Genomic DNA, 25099 nt, shown 5'->3' on the forward strand with positions numbered 1-25099 from the left:
TTGTTGATTGTTCAGCAACCCTGATTTTTAAAGAAAAATTATGTCGCTATTTTCTCGAATTCCGTTTGATAAAAAACAAATTGAAGCTGCAATTGCAGAATTAGAAAAAAATTCTTCAGCAGAGCTTCGTGTTTATATTGAACGTCATTTACCTAAAAATACCTTAATTTTAGACCGCACTTTAGCTGTATTTAAGCAATTAGATATGCACGAAACAGCAGCCAAAAATGCAGTGCTGATTTATATTGCCTATAAGGATCATCAATGTTCAATTATTGGGGATATTGGTATTCATCAGTTTGTTGGTGAACAATTTTGGCAGCAGCAATGTGACTTAATGATAAGTTATTTTAAACAAAAGCAATATACTTCTGGTGTAGTAGCTGCTATTGAGCAAATTGCTGGCGAGTTGACGACCTATTTTCCTGTTCAAGCTGATGATATTAATGAATTACCAAATGAGGTGATTATTAATGAATAAATTATTTCAAAGTGCGGTATTTTTTTGCTTAGTTTTTGTTAGTGTTTTAGCAAAAGCAGCTGATTTCCCTGCTAGTCCGAATCCATTTCGCTATGTGAATGATTACACTAATACATTATCTGCAGCAGATAATCAGTATTTAGAAAATAAACTGATTCAATATGGGCAGAAGACGAGTTCTCAAATTGCAGTAGTTATTATTCCAACGACTGGCGAATATGAAATTGCGCAATATACAGCAGAATTAGGCGATAGATGGGGAATTGGACGTAAAAAGCTAAATAATGGCGTTTTATTTCTGATTGCTAAAAATGATCGCAAAGTGTTTATTGCTACTGGGCAAGGTTTGCAAGGTGTTTTACCTGATGCTTTTTTATCACAGTTAATTCGCAAGGTGATTTTGCCTTCTTTTAAACAAGGGCAATTTGCACAGGGTATCAACCAAGGATTAGACTATATTATTGCCGCTAGCCAAGGCGAATTTGATGCGGCAAAAGTAGAGTCAGAGGAAAGTTTAGAAGATTATATTCCTTTCTTTATGGTTGTCTTGTTTATTCTTTTTGTTTTATTTGGTGAATTGAGCTGGCGTCGTAAACCTTATATTAGCCCAACCGCAAATCATGATTTACAAAATGCAGCAATCATCGCTGCTTCCGTATTAAATAGTCGAAGACGTAACGGCGGTGGATTCGGAGGCGGCTTTGGAGGCGGTTTTGGTGGAGGATCTGGTGGTGGCTTCGGCGGCGGTGGTTTTGACGGAGGCGGTGCTGGCGGTAGCTGGTAAGCAAGAAGTTGATAATCCCACTCGGTTATAGCATAAAGGAAAAAACTTGTGATAAAATAACCGCACTTTTAAATACGACAAAGGAAAAATAATGGAAACATTAGATAAAATCAAAAAACAAATTGCTGAAAATCCAATTTTAATTTACATGAAAGGTTCGCCGAAATTACCTTCTTGCGGTTTTTCTGCGCGTGCAGTCGAAGCGTTAATGAACTGCCAAGTACCATTTGGGTATGTTGATATTTTACAGCATCCAGATGTACGTGCTGAGTTACCAAAATATGCAAATTGGCCGACTTTCCCACAATTATGGGTAGAAGGTGAATTAATTGGTGGTTGCGACATCGTATTGGAAATGTTCCAAGCTGGCGAGTTACAAACCCTGTTAAAAGAAGTAGCAGAACGCCATCCTCAAGCTTAAGTTAGTAAAGAGCAAGCCATCATATTGATGGCTTGTTTTTATTACAAACTATTCTCATTAAAAACAATTCTTGTGTATTTCATTGCAAATTTCCGCTAGAATATCCCCCATTATTTTTTAGTTCTATTTTAATCTAAGTATCAGATATATCTACTTATTTTGAGGTATAGAGTAAGATTCTATGACAATTCTAGTTTTGGGTATTAATCATAAAACAGCAACGGTGGCTTTGCGGGAAAAAGTAGCGTTTTCGGAAGAAAAGCGTCAAATTGCCCTACAACAAATTCACCAGTTGGACTTGGCTCAAAGCGCGGTCATTTTATCTACTTGTAACCGTACAGAAATTTATTTGCATAACAAGCAAATATCACCAGAAGAACAAGATGTTAGCTTGTTTTTAGATCAAGCTGTTGCTTGGTTTGCTCAAATTCATCAAATTAGCTCAGAAGAATTACAATCTTGCCTTTATTTGCATATTAATCAACAAGCGGTTAATCATTTAATGCGGGTTGCTTGTGGTTTGGATTCATTAATTTTAGGTGAGCCACAAATTCTAGGCCAAGTAAAACAAGCTTATCAATTAACGGAAGAATTTGCTGAGCTGCATCATTTAGCATTAACAGGTGAATTTTCTCGTTTATTCCAACGCACTTTTTCTGTTGCGAAACGTGTGCGTACGGAAACCAATATTGGTGAAAATGCAGTATCTGTGGCTTATGCAGCTTGTAGTTTGGCCCGTCAAATTTTTGAGAATTTAAAATCCTTATCGGTATTATTAGTCGGTGCGGGTGAAACCATTGAATTAGTGAGTCGCCACCTTTTACGCCATGGTGTGAAAAAAATCATGATCGCTAACCGCACTTTATCAAGAGCGGAAGAACTGGTTGCTCGCCTTGATCGCAGTGACAAAATTGAAATTATGCCTTTAAGTGAATTGCAACAAGGATTAAATCAATGTGATATTGTTATTTCTTCTACTGGTGCACCTCATATCTTAATTTCGCAAGAAATGGTTAAACAGGCTCAAAAGTTGCGTAAAAATGCCCCAATGTTATTGGTTGATATTGCGGTTCCTCGTGATGTAGAAGACAGTGTGGGCGATCTTGATCGTATTTATCATTATACTGTTGATGATTTGCAAAATATTATCCAACGTAATATGGATGAACGAGAAAAAGCGTCAGCTCAAGCACAACAGATTATTAATCAAGAATGTCAGGATTTCTTTGAATGGCTTAAAGTGCATCAATTTTCCAATTTAATTCGCACTTATCGTGATAATGCAGAACAAACGCGTCAGGCGTTGTTAGAAAAAGCCATCAATGCGTTACAACAAGGTGAAAATGCCGAACTAGTTTTACAAGAACTAAGCTATAAATTAATGAATAAATTAATTCATTCGCCAACTCAGGCTATGCAAGGAATGGTAAAAGCGGGTAACGCAAAAGGATTACGCAGTTTTTCGCAAGCATTAGGTGTAGAATATTTTGAAAAGTAGCGATAGCTACTTTTTTATTACTCGACAAACGATAAAATTCAGTAATTAATAGGATAAATTATGATTACCTTATATGCATTAAAGCAATCCCGCGCTTATCGTATTGCTTGGTTGTTGGAGCTTTTAGAAGTTGAATATAATCTTGTTTTAATCGACAGGGATAAACAGACCTTTCTGGCCCCAAATGATTTACGTAAAATGCATCCTTTAGGTAAATCCCCTTTAATTCAAGATGGCGAATTGATTCTGGCAGAAAGTGGCGCTATTGTTGAATATTTGCTCAATCGTTATGATGTTCAATGTCGTTTCAAGCCCCAAAATAGCGATGCATCTTATACGGATTATATTTACTGGTTACATTATGCAGAAGGATCAATGATGCCCTTGTTGGTTATGTCATTAATTTTCAACCGCATTGATGCACAAAAAGTCCCATTTTTTGTCAAACCTATAGTGAGAAAAATCACCACAACATTTCGTCATCATTTTTTACATCCTCAATTGAAATTGCATTTAGACTATATTGAACAAAAACTAGCGAATAAAACTTGGTTTTTAGGTGAACAATTAACGGGTGCAGACATTATGATGAGCTTCCCACTACAAGCATTGGTTTATAAAGGTTTAGATAATTACCCAAATATTAATAACTACGTTAAACGCATAACACAAAACAATGCTTATCAAAAAGCTGAAATGAAAATAGGGAAGTTGGAGATATGAGATAAAGCCTTTGATTATCATCAAAGGCTTTATTATTACTCTCTTGCAAGTGCCATAATGGGATCTAATTGAGCGGCTTTTTTAGCAGGCATATAACCAAAGATGATACCTATGAGTGTTGAAAATAACACTGCAGCGATAATGGAGAACATTGAAAATGCCATGTGGAAATTATTAACAAAACTATTAAATACATAGCCAATAATCAATGAAAGAGCAATGCCTGAAAGACCGCCTATGATACAAATAAGTACGGCTTCAATTAGGAATTGTTGCAAAATATCGCTTTTACGCGCACCAATTGCCATTCGGATACCAATTTCTTTTGTGCGTTCGGTTACTGATACGAGCATAATATTCATTACCCCAATACCACCGACAACCAGTGAAATAAAGGCAATAGATGAGATTAATAATTTCATCGTATCGGTTGTACTTTCAAGGGTTTGTTTAATCGTATCGCTATTCATAATAAAAAAATCTTTTTTACCATGGCGAGAAATAAGGTATTGCGTCACACTTTTTTCGGCAACGCTAGTATTTATATCATCATTCACTTTAACGGTAATAGAACTAATTTTGCTACCACCCGTTACACGATACATTAACGTGCTATAAGGCACATAAAGGTTGAGATTGCTTGATACGCCCATTTGACGATTGGAAACGACACCAATAATGCGAAATGGACGATGAGCAAAAAGCACAACTTTACCAATGGGATCTTCATGAGCAAAGATGGCTTGTTTGGCACTTTCATCAATAATGGCGACTTGGGCATTGTGAACGACTTCTTCTGCATTAATTAAACGCCCCATTCTTAATTTCATGCCTTCCACATCAAAGTATTGTTCGCCAATTCCTTTTAGATTTGTTGCCACGAAAGATTTATTGCCATAAATTAATGTGCCTGTGGCGGCATTATTTGGCGTAACCCCTTGCACATAGCTCTGCTTTAATAGAGCATTCGCATCTGCAACAGTTAAATTTTGCATATTTTCAGCACGTCGATCACCAAAGCCTGTACCATTAAAAATGGTCATGGTATTGGTGCCTAATCCATTGATATTCGACAATATTTTTTGTTGAGAACCGTTGCCTAAAGCAACCACAGAAACCACAGAAGTGATTCCAATGATAATGCCCAACATGGTGAGTAGGGAACGCATTTTATGCGCAATAATGGCACTCATCGACATTCGGAATGCTTCAATCAATTGATCTCGGTTAAAGCCAAAACCGCGGTGTGTTTTTGACGACTTTTGTACCGCACTTTTTACATTAGCTTTTTGTTGATCACTAATGATTTCACCATCTTTAATTTCAATAATACGGTTGGCACTTGCCGCAATATTGGGATCATGAGTGACGATAATAATGGTATGTCCTTCCTGATGAAGTTGACGTAAAATGGTCATCACATTTTCACCACTTTGCGAATCCAGTGCGCCAGTGGGCTCATCAGCTAAAATAATTTCACCACCATTCATCAACGCACGTGCAATACTCACGCGTTGTTGTTGACCACCTGATAGTTGATTAGGCTTATTATTTTCTTTATTGTCTAAGCCTAATTTGTGTAATAAGGTTTTCGCTTGTGCAAGACGTTCATATTTGGATTGACCTGCATAAATAGCGGGAAGCGCTACATTTTCTTGCGCTGTTAGCGTGGATAAAAGATTATAACGTTGAAAAATAAACCCAAATTTCTGGCTGCGAAGTTGAGATAATTGCGTTGAATTAAGCGTAGTGGTTTCCTGTCCTGCAATTTTATAAGAGCCAGTGTTGGCTGTATCCAAACAACCAAGGATATTCATCAGCGTTGATTTTCCCGATCCTGATTGACCAATAATGGCAACAAAATCGCCTTGTTGAATGTTCAAAGAGATGTTTTTTAGAATATGAACTTGATTTTCGCCTTCACCAAAATAGCGATTTAATCCATTGATTTCAATAATATTCATTCAATTTTCACCGCACTTTTAGGGTTACAATATACGGGGGCCACGCGTTGAATTTCCCACTTTTTCGCCTTCATTTAATTGCGATAAAATCACTTTTTCACCTTCTTTTAAGCCTGACTTAATTTCAGTTTGGAAATCATTTTGCATACCAATTTCAACCTGTCTTGGTTCCGATTTATTTTCACTCACTAATACATTGACCATGTATTTATTCTGTTGGCGTTGCAATGCCATATTGGGTATGGCTAATACATTTTGGGCTTGCGCGATTTTGATGGTGTTTTCAGTGGTCATGCCAATTCTCAACACTCGATTGGGATTATCAACAACTAAATTTGCATAATAATACACCGCAGTTGGCGAAGTATTTGTTGTGGTTCGCGCATCAGTAATAGTTGTTGTTGCAGGATCAACACTTTCAATCACAGCATGATACTGGGTTGAATAATCAGACAAAATGGTAAAGCTGACTTCTTGTCCTGCTTTCACTTTGGTGATATCTCCCTCAGAAATTTCAGGTTTAATGAGCATTTTGTCTAAATTAGCCACTGTTACAATTGTGGGAGCTGCTTGATTGGCGTTGACGGTTTGCCCTTGTGAAATGGGAATAGAAACCACAGTGCCTGTAATAGGCGATGTAATTTTAGTGTAGCCAACATTCGTTTCTGCGGTGTTGACTTCAATTTCTGCTTGTTTAATTAATTCTTTTAATGCCGCTATTTCATATTTTGCCGTATCTAAACTATTTTTAGCTGCATTAAAACTTTCTAAGGAAGTGGATTGTTGCGCGTATAATTTAGCCTGACGATTATAGCTAGATTGCGCTACATCATAGGCGGTTTTTTTCGCATTTAATTGCGATTGATAGCTCGCTAATACCGCTTTTTTGGTGTTCAACATATTCACTTGAGTGGTGGAATCTATTTCTGCGATCAATTCACCTTTTTGGATATCCTGTCCTAAGGTGACATGTAGTTTAGTAATTTTGCCTGATACCTGTGCGCCGACATCCACTTGATTCAAGCTATGAACAGTGCCTGATGCAATAACCACTTTTTCTAAATTAATGCGTTTTACTTCCTCTGTGAGATAAGTTGTCGCTTTGGTTTTGTTAAAGGCGAAGAAGTACAGTGCTGCGGCAGCACAAAGAAGTAATATGAGTAGAGCAAAAATTTTCTTTTTCATAATGTATTAATCATTTCAATCACAAACAGATAAAGCTAAGTTGAGTTTTATCTAAACAGCAAAATTCTAACATGAATTCAGGCAGAGAAGAAAAGTGCGGTGGATTTTCCTCATGTTTTATGTAAAAGCACGCTTGAATTTAAAATAAATAGGCGCTTGCAAGATAAAGCAAACTTTTGAATTTTCAGGCTAAAACGTGTAGAATGAACAGAATTTTTAACAACGCAATTTAGTACTATGACAACAGAGAATATTGAATTAGAAGAAGCTCGTCCGAGTAACTTTATTACCCATATTATTGATGAAGATTTGGCTTCAGGCAAACATACGCATGTACATACACGTTTTCCACCAGAGCCTAATGGTTATTTGCATATTGGTCATGCAAAATCCATTTGTTTAAACTTTGGTATTGCTAAAGATTACAATGGGTTATGTAATTTACGTTTTGATGATACTAACCCTGTAAAAGAAGATGTGGAATATGTTGAATCTATTAAACAAGACGTAAAATGGCTTGGTTTTAACTGGGAAGGCGAAGTGCGTTATGCATCAGATTATTTTGATCAACTTTATGCCTATGCCATTGAGTTAATTCAAAAAGGCTTGGCTTATGTTTGTGAATTATCGCCAGAAGAAATGCGTGAATATCGTGGTACCTTAACAGAGCCGGGTAAAAATAGTCCATATCGTAATCGTTCTGTTGAAGAAAACTTAGCGTTATTTGAAAAAATGAAAAATGGCGAATTTGAAGAAGGTAAAGCCAGTTTACGCGCTAAAATTGATATGGCATCACCATTTATGGTGATGCGCGATCCTGTGTTATATCGTATTAAATTTGCAAGTCATCATCAAACAGGCGATAAATGGTGCATTTATCCAATGTATGATTTCACTCATTGTATTTCCGATGCGATTGAACGTATTACCCATTCATTATGTACTTTGGAATTCCAAGATAATCGTCGTTTATATGATTGGGTGTTAGATAATATTTCCATTGAACGTCCATTGCCACACCAATATGAATTTTCTCGTTTAAATTTAGAAGGCACTTTAACGTCTAAACGTAAATTGTTGAAATTAGTCAATGATGGCATTGTTGATGGTTGGGATGATCCGCGTATGCCTACGGTTTCAGGTTTGCGTCGTCGTGGTTATACACCAGCTTCATTGCGTGAATTTGCACGTCGTATTGGTGTCACCAAACAAGATAATGTGGTGGAATATAGTGCGTTAGAATCCTGTATTCGTGATGACTTAAACACCAATGCACCACGTGCAATGGCGGTTATTAACCCAGTAAAAGTGATTATTGAAAACTTTGAAGGGGAAGAAATTTTAACGGCACCAAATCACCCAAATCGCGAAGAATTAGGTGTGCGTGAATTGCCTTTCACTCGTGAACTTTATATTGATGAAGCCGATTTCCGCGAAGAAGCCAATAAACAATATAAACGTCTTGTGCTAGGCAAAGAAGTGCGTTTACGCAATGCTTACGTGATCAAAGCAGAGCGTGTAGAAAAAGATGCAGAAGGCAAAGTGACCACTATTTATTGTACTTATGATCCTGACACTTTAGGCAAAAATCCTGCGGATGGTCGTAAAGTAAAAGGGGTAATTCAGTGGGTATCTGCAATGCAAAATTGCCCAGCAGAATTCCGTCAATATTCGCGTTTATTCACTGTAGCTAATCCTGGTGCAGAAGAAGATATTCTTGCTGCAATCAATCCTGACTCATTGATTATCAAACAGGGTGTTGTGGAAAAAAGTTTAGCAAATGCACAACCAGAACAAGCTTATCAATTTGAGCGTGAAGGTTATTATTGTGCGGATAGCAAATACAGTCGTCCAGATCATTTAGTATTTAACTTGACGGTCAGCTTAAAAGAAGGATTTTAAATGAAAAAACTCATGTTATTGATTGCCGGTGTCCTTATGATAGCGGCTTGTTCTCAACCAAAAGATATCTATTTTAATGGTTCAGAAGGCTCTCATTCGGGAATGAAATACGACAAAGCAAGTCAATCATTCCAAATTAATAAATAAGCCTAAAGTGCGGTTAAAAAATCAAAAATTTTAACCGCACTTTTTATTAAGGACATCTCATGCAACAACGATTTTGGGAACAGAAATCTTTAGCGGAAATGAGCGAAGCAGAATGGGAAGCGCTATGTGATGGTTGTGGAAAATGCTGTTATCGTAAATTTATTGAAGGCCACGGTAAGCGTGAGCGCCTGTATTTTACCCGCATTGCTTGTAATTTGCTGGATTTGGACTGTGGCAAATGCAGTGATTATCCTAACCGATTCAAAATTGAGAAAGATTGTACCAAGCTAACCAAGAAAAATTTACCTGATTTCGTTTGGTTGCCTTCCACATGTGCTTATCGCTTGCTTTATGAGGGCAAGCCGTTATTTGATTGGCATCCTTTAATTTCAGGTAAACCAGAATCTGTTAAATTAGCTAATGTGATGATCAAAAATGGTATTCATGAACGTGACGTCATTGATTGGTTTGATTTTGTGATTGATGAAGATCACAAAATTTAGCTAAATCGATTGTGTTTATTTGCCGCCTTGCTAGAATGAAAGCAGAATGATTGCTAAGGCGGTATATGATGTTTTCAGAACAACAAAAGCAACAAGCCGAACAACTCGGTATTTCCTTATCTCATTATGATATTGATGGGCATTTAATTTATGTGAAGCCCGAAACATTAGATTATTTCACCGCGCTTTTTACCCAAAAACGTGACAATTCAACCGCGCAAAACAGCCCCTTATTTGATGATGTTGTTGTGTTAAATGAAGCACAAACAACAGAATATGATTTTCAACATTTCTTTACTTCCACTGTAACTTGCCAACTTGTAGATGAAAATCAGCAAGCCATTTTTGAGCAAAAAGCAGCACAAAAAATTAGCTTGCCTGCGTTATCTATGGGGTATTATCAGCTAAATTTACGCAATAAAAATCAGCAGAAAACCATTCGTTTATTGGTTCAACCCAAAACCAGTTTTCAATCCCCTGTATTACAAAATAAAAAAGCTTGGGGATTGAATGTGCAACTTTATAGTTTGCGCTCAGCGCGTAACTGGGGTGTCGGTGATTTTGCGGATTTGATTTATTTAATTAAAAGTGCGGTGCAATTTGGTGCAGATTTTATCGGTATTAATCCTCTACACAAAATGTATGCCGCTGTACCAGACTGGGCAAGTCCTTATAGTGCAGCTTCTCGTCGTTGGCTTAATCCTATGTATTTAGCGGTGGATCAACTACCTGAATTTGCTTATGCCAAATCGACGCAAAATTGGTTTAATCAGCAGCAACAATATATTGAGCAGCTGCGAAATGAGGATAACGTAAATTATGCGGCAGTTTTTGCGTTGAAATTAGAGGCGCTTAAACAACTCTTTGCATTTAGTAATCGTAGCAAAAGTGCAGAAATCATCGAGCGCCGTCAACAATTCCAGCAATTTATGCAACAACATGGCGAGGCGTTGTTGGATCAAGCATTATTTGATGTGTTAGATCAACAATCACATCAGGGCATGCCAGAAGATGAAAATCAAATCGGTTGGTTAGGTTGGCAGGCAGAATGGCAGCAACTCGATCAAAAACAACGCCAAGCATTACATCAAAAATATCAAGCTGAAGTGCTGTTTTATGCTTGGTTACAATGGCTGACCGAGCAACAATTAGCAGAAGTGCAACAAGTTGCCAAAGATGTGGGGATGCAATTAGGCATTTATGGTGATCTTGCAGTGCAAAGTTCCAGAGGCAGTGCTGATGTATGGTGCGATCCTGAATTATATTGTGTGAATGCAAGCGTCGGTGCGCCGCCAGATCCTCTAGGACCCGTTGGTCAAAATTGGAACTTGCCACCCTATAATCCTTCCATATTAAAAGCAAGAGGATTCCAGCCCTTTATTGAAATGTTACGTGCCAATATGCAATATTTTGGCGTGTTACGTATTGATCATGTGATGGGTTTATTCCGTTTATGGCTGATCCCTGAACATAAAAACGCGAGCGATGGTGTTTATGTGCATTATCCGTTTGATGAGTTAATGGCCATTTTAGCCATTGAAAGTCAGCGTAATTATTGTATGGTCGTTGGCGAAGATTTGGGGACTGTTCCTGATGAAGTGCGGTCAAAATTAAGTGAGTTTTTCATTTTTTCCTATTTTGTGCTGTACTTCTCACAACGTCATGGCGAATTTCCACGCGCTGATCATTATCCAACTCATGCCTTTGCGACCATTGGTACACATGATGTGCCTTCGTTACGCAGTTTCTGGCATTGTCGTGATCTGGAATTATTTAACCAATTGGGCATTTTACAAGGTGATTTCTTGCAACAAAAATATGATCAGCGTGTGCAAGATAAACAGGCTTTATTGAATACATTACATCGAGATCAATATTTACCCGATGATTATCAAGGTGATGCAATGAGTATGGCGATGCATGATCATCTTAATGTCGTCATCCATCGTTATTTAGCCCAAAGTCAGAGTTTATTGATAGGGGTACAGTTAGAAAACTTGATTGATCAGGAAATGTCGTTTAATTTACCAGGTACATCAACAGAATATCCTAATTGGCAACGAAAATTAGCATTACCTTTAGAGCAGATTTTTATCAATCCTCGCATTCAAGCGTTATTGACTGAAATCAACCACAACCGAAATCAACAGTAGGAATGGCTTATGAAAAAATTAGTAGAACAATCCGTAATTAATGCTTTTTTTAATGGTACTCATGCAGATCCTTTTGCAGTATTGGGTATGCATGAAACAGAGCGAGGCATTGAGGTGCGAGTGTTAATGCCTGATGCTGATCAGGTTGTCGTTATTCATCGTGACACCCAACAACCTTTATTAACCTTAGATTGTATTGATGAGCGAGGTTTTTTCTGTGGCGTTGTGCCAGATATTCGAGAATTTTTTGCTTATCAGTTAGAAGTGACTTGGGGTCATGAAAGTCTGTTAATTGAAGATCCTTATCGTTTCCATCCAATGATTGAGGAATTAGATCATTGGTTATTGGCTGAAGGTTCGCATTTACGCCCTTATGAAGTGTTAGGTGCACATTTTATTGAACATGATGGTGTTGCAGGGGTGAACTTCCGTTTATGGGCACCAAATGCAAAACGTGTATCTGTCGTCGGGGATTTTAACTATTGGGATGGTCGTCGTCATCCAATGCGTTTCCATGCAAGTAGCGGTGTATGGGAATTATTTATTCCAAAAGTCACATTAGGACAGCTGTATAAATTTGAATTATTAGATAGCAACAATCATTTGCGTCTTAAAGCAGACCCTTACGCGTTTGCAGCTCAATTACGCCCAGATACCGCTTCACAAGTGAGTGCATTGCCTGAAATTGTTGAAATGACCGAGCAACGTCGCAAAGCAAATCAATCTGATCAACCTATTTCTATTTATGAAGTGCATTTAGGATCTTGGAGACGTAATTTAGAAAATAATTTCTGGTTAGATTATGATCAGCTAGGTGATGAGCTCATTCCTTATGTAAAAGATATGGGCTTTACCCACATTGAATTGTTACCGATTTCTGAATTCCCATTTGACGGTTCTTGGGGCTACCAACCGCTAGGTCTTTATGCACCAACAAGTCGTTTTGGTACACCAGAAGGATTTAAACGTTTTGTTGAAAAAGCGCACAAAGCGGGCATTAATGTGATTTTAGACTGGGTGCCAGGCCATTTCCCAAGCGATACCCATGGTTTAGCGGCTTTTGATGGTACAGCATTGTATGAACATGCCGATCCAAAAGAAGGATACCATCAAGATTGGAATACCTTAATTTATAATTATGGTCGCCATGAAGTGAAAAATTACTTATCAGGTAATGCATTATATTGGTTAGAACGTTTTGGCTTAGATGGCTTGCGTGTTGATGCGGTAGCCTCGATGATTTATCGCGATTATAGCCGTTCTGATGGTCAATGGATCCCGAATCAATATGGTGGGCGTGAAAATTTAGAAGCCATTGAGTTTTTAAAACATACTAACTATGTCTTAGGCACTGAAGCCTCTGGCACAATGAGTGTTGCAGAAGAATCGACTTCTTTCGCTGGGGTGACTTTGCCACCAGAGCATGGAGGTTTAGGTTTCCATTATAAATGGAATATGGGTTGGATGAATGATACTTTATCCTATATGAAACTTGACCCAATTTATCGCCAATATCATCACAGTAAAATGACATTTGGTATGCTATATCAATACAGTGAAAACTTCGTATTGCCTTTATCACATGATGAAGTGGTGCATGGTAAATGTTCATTGCTAGGTAAAATGCCAGGGGATGCATGGCAAAAATTTGCTAATTTACGTGCATATTATGCTTATATGTGGGGTTATCCGGGCAAAAAACTTTTATTTATGGGGAATGAATTTGCTCAAGGTCGAGAATGGAATTACGAAGAAAGCTTGGATTGGTTCTTGCTAGATGATTACCATGGCGGCGGTTGGCATAAAGGTGTGTTGCAGTTAGTGAAGGATTTGAATAAAACTTACAAAAATCACACCGCACTTTATCAGTTAGATAGCAAACCAGAAGGCTTTAATTGGCTTGTTGTTGATGATGCACAAAATTCGGTATTTGCCTTTGAACGCTGTGATAGCAATGGTGAACGCATTATTGTGGTCAGTAACTTTACACCTGTGCCTCGTGAAAATTACCGAATTGGTGTTAATGCCGAAGGCGAATATGAAGAAATCCTAAATACAGATTCAGTTTATTATAAAGGATCGAATTTGGGTAATTCTGGCGTTGTTGTCTCAGAGGAAGTGGAAAGCCATGGAAAAGCGCATTCTATTTCTGTTGTTGTACCGCCATTAGCAACAGTTTATCTCCGTTGGAAAAAAGTGGAGAAAGCAGTGAAAAAAACGCGTAAGCCGCGTCAGCCGAAAGCGGTAAAAGAGGCTGAAATGGGGGCAGAGAAGACTGTTAAAAAAACAAGAACAGTCAAAGCAAAAGCCACAACTGCAGAAAAAACGAAAACCACTAAATCTGTGAAATCTACGGCTGCGAAAGCAGAAAAAGCAAAAACAGCTAAAGCGGATAAAGAAAAAACAGAAAAAGTGGTAAAAGCGAAAGCAGAAAAGGTGGTTAAGGTAAAAGAAGAAAAAACGAAAACAGCCAAAGCTGCAAAAGAGAAAAAAGCAACAGAAAAAACAACAAAGGCAAAAACTGCCAAATAATATTATTTCACTCATTTAGGGCGTAGCGATACGCCCTATCATTTTATTATTGTAGTAGGAATGAACAATGCAAGATTTGCAAACTGAAATGGGAATTCAATTTGAACAACGAAATCAACAATCAGGCGTAAATTTTAGCCTGTATTCATCACAAGCAAGCCATATTGAACTTTGTTTATTTGATGAACAAGACAATGAACAACGCTTCGCGATGCAAGTCAATGACAAACATATTTGGCAATGTTGGTTGCCGAATATCTCTGAGGGGACTAAATATGGCTATCGTATTTATGGCGATAATGAATTAAGCAACCCGAACAAATTAATGCTCGATCCTTACGCCAAAAAAGTGGTCGGCAAACCTGATTTATCTCATTATGAAGCTTGCTCTTGGTTTCTCCTTTCTGATGATCGTGATAATGCACAAAAAGCACCTAAAGCAGTCGTATATCAACCAACAGAATTTGATTGGGAGGATGATAAATCGTTGCAAACACCTTGGGCTAACACAATTGTGTATGAATTGCATGTGAAAGGATTTAGCCAATTACGCGAAGATTTACCCCAAAATATTCGTGGGACTTATGCGGGATTAGCGCATGCAAAAAGCATTGCTTATTTGCAGGATCTTGGTATTACTGCGGTTGAGCTATTGCCGGTCAATTTTGCCATAAATGAACCGCACTTACAGGAAAAAGGCTTAAGTAATTACTGGGGATATAATCCTTTAGCCATGTTTGCTTTAGAGCCTAATTATGCTGCAACAGAAGAACCAGAGATCGAATTTAAGCAAATGGTTAAAAAGTTGCATAAAGCGGGCATTGAAGTGATTTTGGATATTGTTTTTAACCATAGTGCAGAGAGTGAAAAATATTATCCAACTTTTAGTCAGCGTGGCATTGATGATCAAACTTATTATTGGCAAAACGAGCAAGGGCAATATCTGAATTGGACAGGTTGTGGAAATATGCTGGATATTTCAAAACCAGCGAGCAGAGCTTGGGTGTTGGATTGTTTACGCTATTGGGTAACAGAATATCATATTGACGGTTTTCGTTTTGATTTAGCCACCAGTTTAGGCAGAGAAAGCCCTGAATTTAATCCTAAAGCAGTACTATTAACGGAAATGGAACAAGATCCTATTTTAAGCAAATGCAAATTGATTTGTGAACCTTGGGATCTTGGTGAAGGCGGATATCAAGTGGGAAGATTCCCCGCCTATTTTGCAGAATGGAACGACCGCTATCGTGATGATATGCGCTTATTTTGGTTGTGGAAAAGTGGCAACTTAGGCGCTTTTGCTGAACGTTTAGCTGGTTCAAGTGATATTTATCGCAAGGAAAACCAATACCCACATAAAACGTTGAATTTTTTAACCGCACATGACGGTTTTACATTACGCGATTTAGTGAGTTATAACCATAAGCATAATTTGGCGAATGGCGAAGATAATCGTGATGGACGCAATGATAATTTCAGCTATAACCATGGTGTTGAAGGAATGGTCAATGCCTTACCATTGCAGCAACAAAGTGCGGTGGAAAATCAACGATTTTTAACCAGTATGGCATTATTGCGCAGTTTATTATTATCTAATGGTACGCCGATGTTATTAGCAGGCGATGAGTTCGGCAATACGCAATATGGCAACAATAATGCTTACTGCCAGGATAATGAAATTAGTTGGCTAAAATGGCAAAATTTTGACCGCGCTTTATTTGTGGCGACAAAACAAGCCATTCAATTACGTAAAAAAATTGCGAGCTTGTGTCAGGATAAATGGTGGAGCGATGAGAATGTTCGTTGGCTCAATCAATGGGGCAATCCAATGAATGAAGGGGATTGGCAGAATCAGGAAAGTAAAAATTTACAAATTTTACTCGATGAGCAGTGGTTATTCCTTATCAATGGCAAAGATGACATTCAGCATTTTGTCTTACCAGAAGGACAATGGAAAATGCTCGATTTAATTGCCGAAAAAATCGTGGAGGGAGAATGCGAGATTGAACAGATCGGATTACATGTCTTTTCCCGAAAATAACCGACTTTTTTATAAAAATTTGAGGTATATCACAGAAATAAATTACATTCTAACTATAATGGGTTGTAAGGAATGTTGAAATACATCATACCTTAACTGAAACGATTAATTCGCAAATTTTATTTTATGGAGATCTGTTTATGAGCAGCAATATTTCACAACCGAGCAAACACGAATTAGTCAAAGATACTTTAGTATTAATTTTGGCAGGGGGACGAGGTTCTCGTCTATATGAATTAACAGATAAACGCGCTAAGCCAGCCCTATATTTTGGTGGTAACCGCCGTATTATTGATTTTGCATTGTCTAACTGTATTAACTCGGGATTAAACCGTATCGGTGTCATTACACAATATGCAGCTCATTCTTTATTACGCCATTTACAAACGGGTTGGTCGTTTCTACCACAAGAGCGCGGTGAATTCGTTGATATGTTACCTGCGCGCCAACAAATTGATGATAATACTTGGTATCGTGGTACAGCGGATGCGGTTTATCAAAATATGGCGATTATCCGCGACCACTATAAACCAAAATATGTTTTAATTTTAGCAGGTGACCATATTTATAAAATGGATTACGCACAAATGATTCTTGACCATGTTACCAGTGGCGCAAAATGTACAGTTGGTTGTATTGAAGTGCCTCGTGAAAGTGCAAAAGAATTTGGCGTAATGGCGGTTAATGAAAACTTAAAAGTTAAAGCCTTCGTAGAAAAACCAAAAGATCCACCACCAATGGTTGATAAACCAAATTCTTCTTTGGCTTCAATGGGTATTTATGTATTCGATGCGGATTATTTATATAACGTGTTAGAACATATTGTTGATACACCTTATACATCTCATGACTTTGGTAAAGATGTGATGCCGTTAGCATTAGAAGAGGGCGTGTTATATGCCCATCCATTTGATCGTTCTTGCAAAGGTCGAAATACGAATGGATCTATTTACTGGCGCGATGTGGGTACACTTGATAGTTTCTGGCAAGCCAACATTGATTTGGTTTCCGAACAACCTCAACTTGATATTTATGATCCGAGCTGGCCAATTCGTGGTAACCCAATTCAGCCTTATCCATCAAAATTCTTCTATCATCAACCAATTGAACGTCCGGTAGATAACTCATTGATTGCCGGTGGCTGTTTGATTACCGATGCTTCTATTAGTTATTCTGTTGTATTTGACAATGTGAAAGCGAATGAAGGCTCAATAATTGATCATAGTGTTGTTTTACCACAGGTAACAGTAGGTAAAAATGTAACCTTGAGACGTTGTATCGTGGATCGTAATGTGACAATTCCAGATGGTTTGCAAATCGGTGTTGATTTAGAATTAGATAAAAAACGTTTCCGTGTCAGCCAGAATGGTATTGTTCTTGTTACTCGAAGCATGTTACAGAAACTGCAAGGGGAAACGGTATTATCTGAAGAAAATTTAGATTAATCCCTCTAATTGATACGGACGCCATTATTGGCGTCCATTGTTATTTTAGCTATCTTCAAAAAAGAGAATGAAAGATGAATATTTTACATGTGTGCTCTGAAATTTACCCTTTATTAAAAACCGGCGGACTTGCAGATGTATTAGGGGCTTTACCAAAAGCACAAAATCAAATTGGCGATGAAGCAAGGGTATTAATTCCAGGATACCCAGCAATTATGCGTGGGATTCCTGAAACAGTTGTTGTTGCAGAAGTCCATACTTTTGCGGGTTATGTGACATTACGTTATGGAAAATTAGATGATGTGGGTGTTTATATTATCGATGCACCACATCTTTATGCAAGAGAGGGCAATCCTTATCATGACCAATGGTATAACGACTATATCGATAACTATAAACGCTTTGCATTATTAGGTTGGATTGGTGCGGAATTAGCTGTTGGTTTGGATTTTTGGTGGCGAGCAGAAGTTGTTCATTCCCATGACTGGCATGCAGGTTTAACTAGTGCTTATTTGCATTTAAAAGGTCGCCCAGCTAAATCCGTATTTACTATTCATAATTTAGCGTATCAAGGTAAATTCTCCTATCACCATCTTTATGAAATTGGTTTACCTTGGGATATGTTCCATGTAGATGGTTTAGAATTGTATGGACAAATTTCTTACTTAAAAGCAGGTTTATTCTATTCTGATGCGGCAACGGCAGTCAGTCCAACCTATGCAAAAGAAATTACACGTCCTGAATTTGCTTATGGTTTAGAAGGGTTATTATCGACTTTATCTTACCAAGGTCGTTTACATGGCATTTTAAACGGCGTTGATGAACAAGTGTGGCATCCGAATAATGATCCATATATTGAGGATCACTATAAATTAAAATTTATGGGTGGTAAGAAAAAGAATAAACAAAAATTACAAGAATATTTCAACTTGCCTCAAGATCCTGAAGCCTTACTCTTTGTAATGATTACGCGTTTAACAGAACAAAAAGGGGTTGATTTATTACTAGAAAGTGCGGATGAAATCGTTAAACAAGGTGGACAGCTAATTATTTTAGGCTCAGGTTCGCCGAATTTAGAAGAAGGCGTATATGGTTTAACCCAATATTACCCTAATAATGTGGCGGCTAAAATTGGCTACGACGAACCTTTATCTCATTTAATGGTTGCTGGTGGCGATGTTATTTTAGTTCCAAGCCGTTTTGAACCTTGTGGATTAACCCAATTATATGGTTTGAAATATGGTACCTTACCTTTAGTTCGCTCTACTGGTGGATTGGCTGATACTGTTGTTGACAGTTCGAGTGAAAATATCAAAGCCGGAACCGCAACAGGATTTGCCTTTGAGCACGCCGATCCTTATTCCTTACGCCAAGCCTTAATTAATGCCTTTAATCTATGGCAAAAACAGCGTTTATGGTTCAGTGTAAGGGCGAATGCGATGGAGCAAGACTTCAGTTGGACACTGGCAGCAAGAAGCTATCAATCCCTTTATTATAAAATTTAGTTGGATTTTTTATCAAAGTGCGGTTAAAATCCGCACTATTTTATTATATATGTATGGAGTTTATTAATGACAGATCAACTATTTTCCTATAGTCGTCCCGAGGAAAGTGTCGAATCACTAAAGAAATCAATTGTTTATAAATTAGTTTTTGCAATTGGTCGTTCACCAGAAGAAGCAAGCCAACGTGATTGGTTAAACGCAACATTATATGCTGTGCGCGATTTAGTCACAGAAGGCTGGATTTCTACAGCAAGACAAGCTCGTTCAGAAGAAACACGTCGCGTTTATTATTTATCAATGGAATTCTTAATGGGAAGAACCTTGTCAAATGCCTTACTTGCTGAAGGGGTGTATGACATTGCTAAACAAGCATTAAGTGAATTGCATGTTGATTTAGAAGATGTATTAGAAAAAGAAGTAGATCCAGGTTTAGGTAACGGTGGTTTAGGCCGTTTAGCTGCTTGTTTTATGGATTCAATTGCAACGTTGGCATTACCAGGTATGGGATATGGTATTCGTTATGAATACGGTATGTTCCAACAACATATTGAAGATGGTCGCCAAGTAGAGAAACCAGATGCTTGGTTAGAAAAAGGCTATCCTTGGGAATATATCCGTCCATCTAAACGTTTTAACATTCATTTTGGCGGTAATATCCATTTTGAAGGTAAAAAATGTGTTTGGACGCCAGCTGAAGAAATTTCTGCCTTAGCTTATGACCAAATGATCCCGGGTTATGCAACAGATGCTGCTGCAACATTGCGTTTATGGTCTGCTAAAGCGGGGGATAACTTCAACTTGGCGAAATTTAACCAAGGGGACTATTTCGGTGCAATCGAAGAGCGTTCATCAAGTGAAAACGTTTCTCGTGTACTTTACCCAGACGATTCAACTTGGGCGGGTCGTGAATTACGTTTACGCCAAGAGTATTTCTTAGTATCTGCTTCATTACAAGACATTTTGAAACGCCATAAACGTACTCATGGCACCTTAGATAATTTAGCAGACAAAGTGGCTATCCATCTAAATGATACTCACCCAGCATTAACAATCCCTGAATTAATGCGTATTTTAGTAGATGAAGAAGGCTACGCATGGGAAAAAGCATGGGAAATGACCGTTGCTATTTGTTCTTATACTTGTCATACCCTCATGTCAGAAGCATTAGAAACATGGTCTGTTGAAATGATGGGTAGCTTATTACCACGTCATTTACAAATGATTTTTGAAATTAATGATCATTTCTTAACTTATGTGCGTGAGAATGTGACTCAAGATGAAAACTTCATTCGTCGAGTGTCCTTAGTTGAAGAAGGTAATAACCGTAAAGTTCGTATGGGTTGGTTATCTGTTGTTGGTTCACACAAAATTAATGGTGTGGCAGCAATCCACTCTGACTTAATGGTGACATCAACTTTCTCTGATTTTGCACGTATTTATCCTGAGCGTTTCACTAACGTGACTAACGGTATCACGCCTCGCCGCTGGATTGGTGTTGCTAACCCGAATTTATCTGCATTATTTGATAAATATATTGGTAATGAATGGCGTAGAGATTTAAGTCAATTACGCAATTTAGAAAGCTATATTGGCGATGCATCATTCAAAGAAGCTGTTTACAACATTAAACATGTTAACAAAGCAAAATTAGCGGCTTATATTAAGAAAGAATTAGGCGTAACTGTTAATCCAAATGCGCTATTTGATGTACAAGTGAAGCGTATTCATGAATATAAACGCCAAATCCTTAATGTGTTACATATTGTTGCTCGTTATAACGCAATGTTAGCTAACCCTGAAAAAGATTGGACACCTCGCGTGTTTATCTTAGCTGGTAAAGCGGCATCAGCTTACCATGCAGCAAAACAAACCATCAATCTCATTAACGATGTTGCGAATGTGATTAATAATGATCCTCGCTTAAAAGATCGCTTAAAATTAGTTTATATTCCTAACTATAGCGTAAGCTTAGCGGAATTAATTATTCCAGCCGCAGATATTTCAGAGCAAATTTCTCTAGCGGGTACTGAAGCATCTGGTACAAGTAACATGAAATTCGCTTTAAATGGTGCATTAACATTAGGTACATTAGATGGTGCAAACGTTGAAATTTTAGAAAACGTTGGTGCTGACAACGTATTTATCTTTGGTAACACCGTAGAGCAGGTTGACGAGTTACGTCGTAACGGATACCGCCCATTTGATTATTACCAAAACGATGCGGAATTACGTCAAGTAATTGACCAAATTATTGGTGGTCATTTTTCTCCAAATGAACCTAATCGCTATCATCAGCTATTAAGCGGATTACAGTATCATGATTATTATCAATCATTTGCTGATTTCCGTAGCTATGTTGAAGCACAAAAAGTTGTGGATGAGAAATTCCAAAATAAAGAAGCTTGGGTCGATAGTACATTACAAAATATTGTCAATATGAGTTTCTTCTCATCTGACCGTACTATTGCTGAATATGCAGAGCGTATTTGGAATATTAAACCTCTAAAAGTTTAATTAAGTAAAAAAGAAATCCTCGTCAAGTGGCGAGGATTTTTGTTTGGTAAAAATAGAGTTTAAAAAAGTGCGGTGATTTTCACCGCACTTTTATATGGCAAACTATTCTTGTTCGGCTTTTTCTTTTTTGCCTTTATAGACTTTGAAAGCGATAAAAGCAGCAAGTAAGCCTAAGAAAATATATAACCCCGTTTGTCCTGTTTTAATTTGATGGGCGAGCCATTCGCGATTATTGGCACCATAGAAGCCTAGATAAACCCAAATTGGCACAGATATAATGGCAGCAAAGAAATCCAATAGTACAAAGCGAGTATAGCTCACTCGTTGAGTGATACCTGAAACCATATAAATTGGGGCGCGTAAGCCAGGTAAAAAACGAGCAACAAATAAAACACGATTGCCATAGCGTTCAAATTTTTCCCGCACCATCCGCAGACGTTTTACGTTGACAAGTTTGCGAATAGGGCGGAATCTTAAAATTTTGACACCATAAATTCGCCCTAGCCAATACATTGTGCTATCGCCAGCCAAAACCCCAATCATGCTGACCACAAGCATGATGTGCACATTGACATTTTCAGGATAAAGTCCTGCAATAATGCCACCAGAAACAAGCGTAATATCTTCTGGGATTGGCACACCAAATCCGCAAATTAGCAGAACAAATAATACTGCCCAGTAGCCATAATCTGTAAAAAAGCTAACTAATAAATCCATAAAACATCATCCTATAAATACGAAACAAAATGAGATAAATCAAAAGGTTTGGCTTCTCGTTCCATTTTTTCTTCTGCGCTACCAACCATTAACAAGGCAATGATTTTATCATGCTCGGTGCAACCAAAAGCTTGGTGTAATGCCGTTCCTTCGGTCCATTTCCCTGTGATCCAAACATTATCAAACCCCAGACTTTGTGCTGCTAATTGCATAGCATAAACAGCACAACCCGCAGTTAATTGTTGCTCCCAAGCGGGCACTTTTTCTATATGGGGATCAATTTTGGCAACAACCCCAATAATCATTGGTTTGCTACATATCCCAGCGATTTTGCCGAATTGTCGTTCATCTAAATTAAACTCAATCGCTGTTTGCGTTAAGAGGTCAGCTAAAGTTGTTAATCCTTCTTTTTCAATAACAACAAAGTGATAAGGATGTAATCGACCATGATCAGGTGCATGGAGTGCCGCATGAAAGATTTGCTCTAATTGTGCTTTATTCGGTGCTGGTGGCACTAATTTTTTATTTGAACGGCGAGTGGTAAGTAATGTTAAGGTATCCATTATTTTTATAAATTCTTTAATAAAGTGCGGTAGATTCTACCACATTTTTACGGTATATTCCTTGCAGTTTTTTACTATTCACTAGGATATATATGAATTCTCTTTTTCGTTTTTTTAAATTCATTTGGAAAACACTCAATTTTGTTCGCCGCGTGGTGATGAATCTTGTTTTTTTGCTTTTTGTTCTGTTGGCGATTACGGTATTTAGTCTTATTAATTCCAATTCTTCGCAGCAACATTCAGCACAGGTTGATGGCGCATTATGGTTAGCTTTAGATGGCTACCTTGCGGATAATCGTGAACAAGGAATGACTTGGCAACAAGCACTAAATGAATTGGAAGATAAGCCTATTCCTCGCAAAATTTCGACTTTTGATGTGGTTTATACCATTGAGGCTGCGAAACAAGATGAACGCATTAAAGGCTTGGTGCTAGATTTAAATTATTTTGAAGGCGCAGATTTGCCTGCATTAGAATATATTGGCAATGCGATTAAGGATTTTAAACAACAAAAGAAACCGGTAATTGCTTTTGCGGATAATTACAATCAAAGCCAATATTTATTGGCAAGTTTTGCGGATGAAATTTACCTTAATCCAGTTGGCGATGTGAATATTCATGGTTTGTCAGCACAAAATCTTTATTTTAAATCCTTGTTAGAAAAGCTGGAAATTACACCGCACATTTTCCGTGTAGGGACTTATAAATCTGCGGTGGAGCCCTTCTTACGAGACAATATGTCGCCTGAAGCCAAAACCAATACGCAACGTTGGTTAGGTGCTATGTGGGAAAATTATCTGGATTTAGTTGCACATAATCGTCAAATAGATAAAAGTAAAGTGTTGCCGGATTCAGCACAATTCTTAGCAGAATTAAAATCGTTAAAAGGTGATAGTACAGCTTATGTGAAACAACGTAAGCTTGTGACGCATTTTGCTACTCGAGCAGAAATGCAGCAAAAATTAACCGCACTTTTTGGCAAAACTGAGAGTAATGAAATTAAAAGTATTGATTTTGACGATTACTTAGCTTTATTGCCCGATCGTTTTGAAAGCCAAAATGAGCCTAAAATTGCGGTTATTAATGTTGAAGGAGCCATTGTTGATGGCGAGAATTCAGAAGAAGATGTGGGCGGTGATAGCGTTTCTCGTTTATTAAATTTGGCTAAACAAGATAAATCGGTAAAAGCGGTTATTTTACGGGTTAATAGTCCAGGTGGTAGTGCATTTGCTTCGGAAATTATTCGTCAAGAAATTGATAATTTGCAACGTGCTGGTAAACCTGTGGTGACTTCAATGGGGGCAATGGCAGCTTCAGGCGGTTATTGGATTGCTAGCACAACAGATTATATCATCGCGGATAAGAACACCATTACAGGATCTATCGGTATTTTTGCTATGTTTCCGACTTTTGAAAATAGTTTGAAGAAAATTGGGGTAACGGAAGATGGTGTGAGCACCTCGCCATTAAGTGAGCAGTCTGCTTTTAGTCCTTTATCAAAAACGGTCAATGATATTTATCAAATGGAGATTGAACATGGTTATGATAAGTTCTTGGATGTAGTCAGTCGTGGCAGAAAATTAACGAAACAAGAAGTCGATAAAATTGCTCAGGGACAAGTTTGGCTTGGTCAAGAAGCATTACAACATAAGCTAGTTGATGAACTAGGCGATTTTGAAAGTGCGGTGAAAAAAGCGCAAGATTTAGCTAATCAAAAATTAGGTGGCGAACAACAATATGCAGTTGAATGGTTTGTAGAAGAAGAAAAAGGTTTGGCCGCATTGGTGCAATCGTTGCGTAAAGAAATGCGCGTATTATTTGGTCAATCTTTTGCTTTACCAAAAGTATTAGAGCAATATGCTTATCCCTTGCATAATTTAAATCGTTTTAATGATCCCAAAGGGCAATATTTGTATTGTTTAAACTGCGCCAAAGTCAATTAAAAAACGGTCAATATTGTAATTAAATTAATTGGTTATACCTTTTTATTTTATTGTATAATACGGATAATTTTTAAACAT

Annotated in this window: 19 protein-coding genes; 15 read left to right on the forward strand and 4 right to left on the reverse strand. The window is 37.7% G+C overall.

The window, feature by feature from the left end; all coding sequences use genetic code 11:
• The first annotated feature begins 40 nt into the window (after positions 1-40).
• From ACT2CV_RS02630 to ACT2CV_RS02650, 5 genes are all read left to right on the forward strand, one after another.
• Positions 41-481, forward strand: coding sequence for a TPM domain-containing protein (locus ACT2CV_RS02630; RefSeq protein ID WP_464972573.1), 441 nt, complete (start codon positions 41-43; stop codon positions 479-481).
• Positions 474-1265 (forward strand): TPM domain-containing protein, encoded by a 792-nt coding sequence (locus ACT2CV_RS02635; RefSeq protein ID WP_464972572.1) that lies wholly within the window; start codon positions 474-476, stop codon positions 1263-1265. The genes ACT2CV_RS02630 and ACT2CV_RS02635 overlap by 8 nt, the downstream gene beginning before the upstream one ends.
• 91 nt (positions 1266-1356) lie before the next feature.
• The gene (grxD, locus tag ACT2CV_RS02640) at positions 1357-1686 is read left to right on the forward strand and encodes a Grx4 family monothiol glutaredoxin (RefSeq protein ID WP_464972571.1); all 330 of its coding nucleotides are present in this window, start codon (positions 1357-1359) and stop codon (positions 1684-1686) included.
• 181 nt (positions 1687-1867) lie between these two features.
• A complete protein-coding gene (hemA, locus tag ACT2CV_RS02645; protein WP_464972570.1) occupies positions 1868-3184 on the forward strand; it encodes a glutamyl-tRNA reductase in 1317 nt (438 codons plus the stop codon).
• Positions 3185-3244: 60 nt separating this feature from the next.
• The gene (locus ACT2CV_RS02650; RefSeq protein WP_464972569.1) at positions 3245-3907 is read left to right on the forward strand and encodes a glutathione S-transferase; all 663 of its coding nucleotides are present in this window, start codon (positions 3245-3247) and stop codon (positions 3905-3907) included.
• 35 nt (positions 3908-3942) lie between these two features.
• Here ACT2CV_RS02650 and ACT2CV_RS02655 read toward each other — a convergent pair whose 3' ends face one another.
• Together ACT2CV_RS02655 and ACT2CV_RS02660 are read right to left on the reverse strand one after the other, a co-directional pair.
• Entirely contained in the window at positions 3943-5871 is a 1929-nt protein-coding gene (locus ACT2CV_RS02655; protein ID WP_464972568.1) for a MacB family efflux pump subunit, read from the reverse strand.
• A gap of 24 nt (positions 5872-5895) precedes the next feature.
• A complete protein-coding gene (locus tag ACT2CV_RS02660) occupies positions 5896-7056 on the reverse strand; it encodes an efflux RND transporter periplasmic adaptor subunit (protein WP_464972567.1) in 1161 nt (386 codons plus the stop codon).
• Positions 7057-7293: 237 nt separating this feature from the next.
• Here ACT2CV_RS02660 and glnS point away from each other — a divergent pair, with 237 nt between their 5' ends.
• The 9 genes from glnS (at position 7294) to ACT2CV_RS02705 (ending at position 21798) form a co-directional block, all read left to right on the forward strand.
• Positions 7294-8958, forward strand: a complete 1665-nt coding sequence (glnS, locus tag ACT2CV_RS02665; protein ID WP_464972566.1) for a glutamine--tRNA ligase — start codon at positions 7294-7296, stop codon at positions 8956-8958.
• Positions 8959-9105: a hypothetical protein gene (locus tag ACT2CV_RS02670; RefSeq protein ID WP_464972565.1), complete on the forward strand. Its 147-nt coding sequence runs from the start codon at positions 8959-8961 to the stop codon at positions 9103-9105.
• A gap of 59 nt (positions 9106-9164) precedes the next feature.
• A complete protein-coding gene (locus ACT2CV_RS02675; RefSeq protein WP_464972564.1) occupies positions 9165-9608 on the forward strand; it encodes a YcgN family cysteine cluster protein in 444 nt (147 codons plus the stop codon).
• Positions 9609-9673: 65 nt separating this feature from the next.
• Positions 9674-11761: a 4-alpha-glucanotransferase gene (gene malQ / locus ACT2CV_RS02680; RefSeq protein WP_464972563.1), complete on the forward strand. Its 2088-nt coding sequence runs from the start codon at positions 9674-9676 to the stop codon at positions 11759-11761.
• Between the two features lie 9 nt (positions 11762-11770).
• Positions 11771-14293, forward strand: coding sequence for a 1,4-alpha-glucan branching protein GlgB (gene glgB / locus ACT2CV_RS02685; protein WP_464972562.1), 2523 nt, complete (start codon positions 11771-11773; stop codon positions 14291-14293).
• A 67-nt stretch (positions 14294-14360) separates the two neighbouring features.
• Positions 14361-16334 carry a glycogen debranching protein GlgX gene (gene glgX, locus ACT2CV_RS02690; RefSeq protein ID WP_464972561.1) on the forward strand — a complete coding sequence of 658 codons (1974 nt, stop codon included), beginning with the start codon at positions 14361-14363 and terminating at the stop codon, positions 16332-16334.
• 140 nt (positions 16335-16474) lie between these two features.
• Complete coding sequence (gene glgC, locus ACT2CV_RS02695; RefSeq protein WP_464972560.1) at positions 16475-17779, forward strand: glucose-1-phosphate adenylyltransferase; 1305 nt, start codon at positions 16475-16477, stop codon at positions 17777-17779.
• Between the two features lie 74 nt (positions 17780-17853).
• Positions 17854-19284, forward strand: coding sequence for a glycogen synthase GlgA (glgA, locus tag ACT2CV_RS02700; RefSeq protein ID WP_464972559.1), 1431 nt, complete (start codon positions 17854-17856; stop codon positions 19282-19284).
• A gap of 66 nt (positions 19285-19350) precedes the next feature.
• Positions 19351-21798 carry a glycogen/starch/alpha-glucan phosphorylase gene (locus tag ACT2CV_RS02705; protein ID WP_464972558.1) on the forward strand — a complete coding sequence of 816 codons (2448 nt, stop codon included), beginning with the start codon at positions 19351-19353 and terminating at the stop codon, positions 21796-21798.
• Between the two features lie 102 nt (positions 21799-21900).
• Here the strand turns inward: ACT2CV_RS02705 and ACT2CV_RS02710 are convergent, their stop codons facing one another.
• Together ACT2CV_RS02710 and ACT2CV_RS02715 are read right to left on the reverse strand one after the other, a co-directional pair.
• On the reverse strand, positions 21901-22515 hold the full coding sequence (locus ACT2CV_RS02710; RefSeq protein ID WP_464972557.1) for a DedA family protein: 615 nt from the start codon (positions 22513-22515) through the stop codon (positions 21901-21903).
• An 11-nt stretch (positions 22516-22526) separates the two neighbouring features.
• On the reverse strand, positions 22527-23078 hold the full coding sequence (locus tag ACT2CV_RS02715) for a nitroreductase family protein (protein WP_464972556.1): 552 nt from the start codon (positions 23076-23078) through the stop codon (positions 22527-22529).
• A 92-nt stretch (positions 23079-23170) separates the two neighbouring features.
• On the opposite strand from ACT2CV_RS02715, the gene sppA reads away from it, so the two are divergent.
• The gene (gene sppA, locus ACT2CV_RS02720) at positions 23171-25021 is read left to right on the forward strand and encodes a signal peptide peptidase SppA (protein ID WP_464972555.1); all 1851 of its coding nucleotides are present in this window, start codon (positions 23171-23173) and stop codon (positions 25019-25021) included.
• The last annotated feature ends 78 nt before the right edge of the window (positions 25022-25099 follow it).

It is taken from the genome of Reella acinonychis (genome assembly GCF_052384575.1).
In the GTDB taxonomy this organism is placed as follows: domain Bacteria; phylum Pseudomonadota; class Gammaproteobacteria; order Enterobacterales; family Pasteurellaceae; genus JBQSUQ01.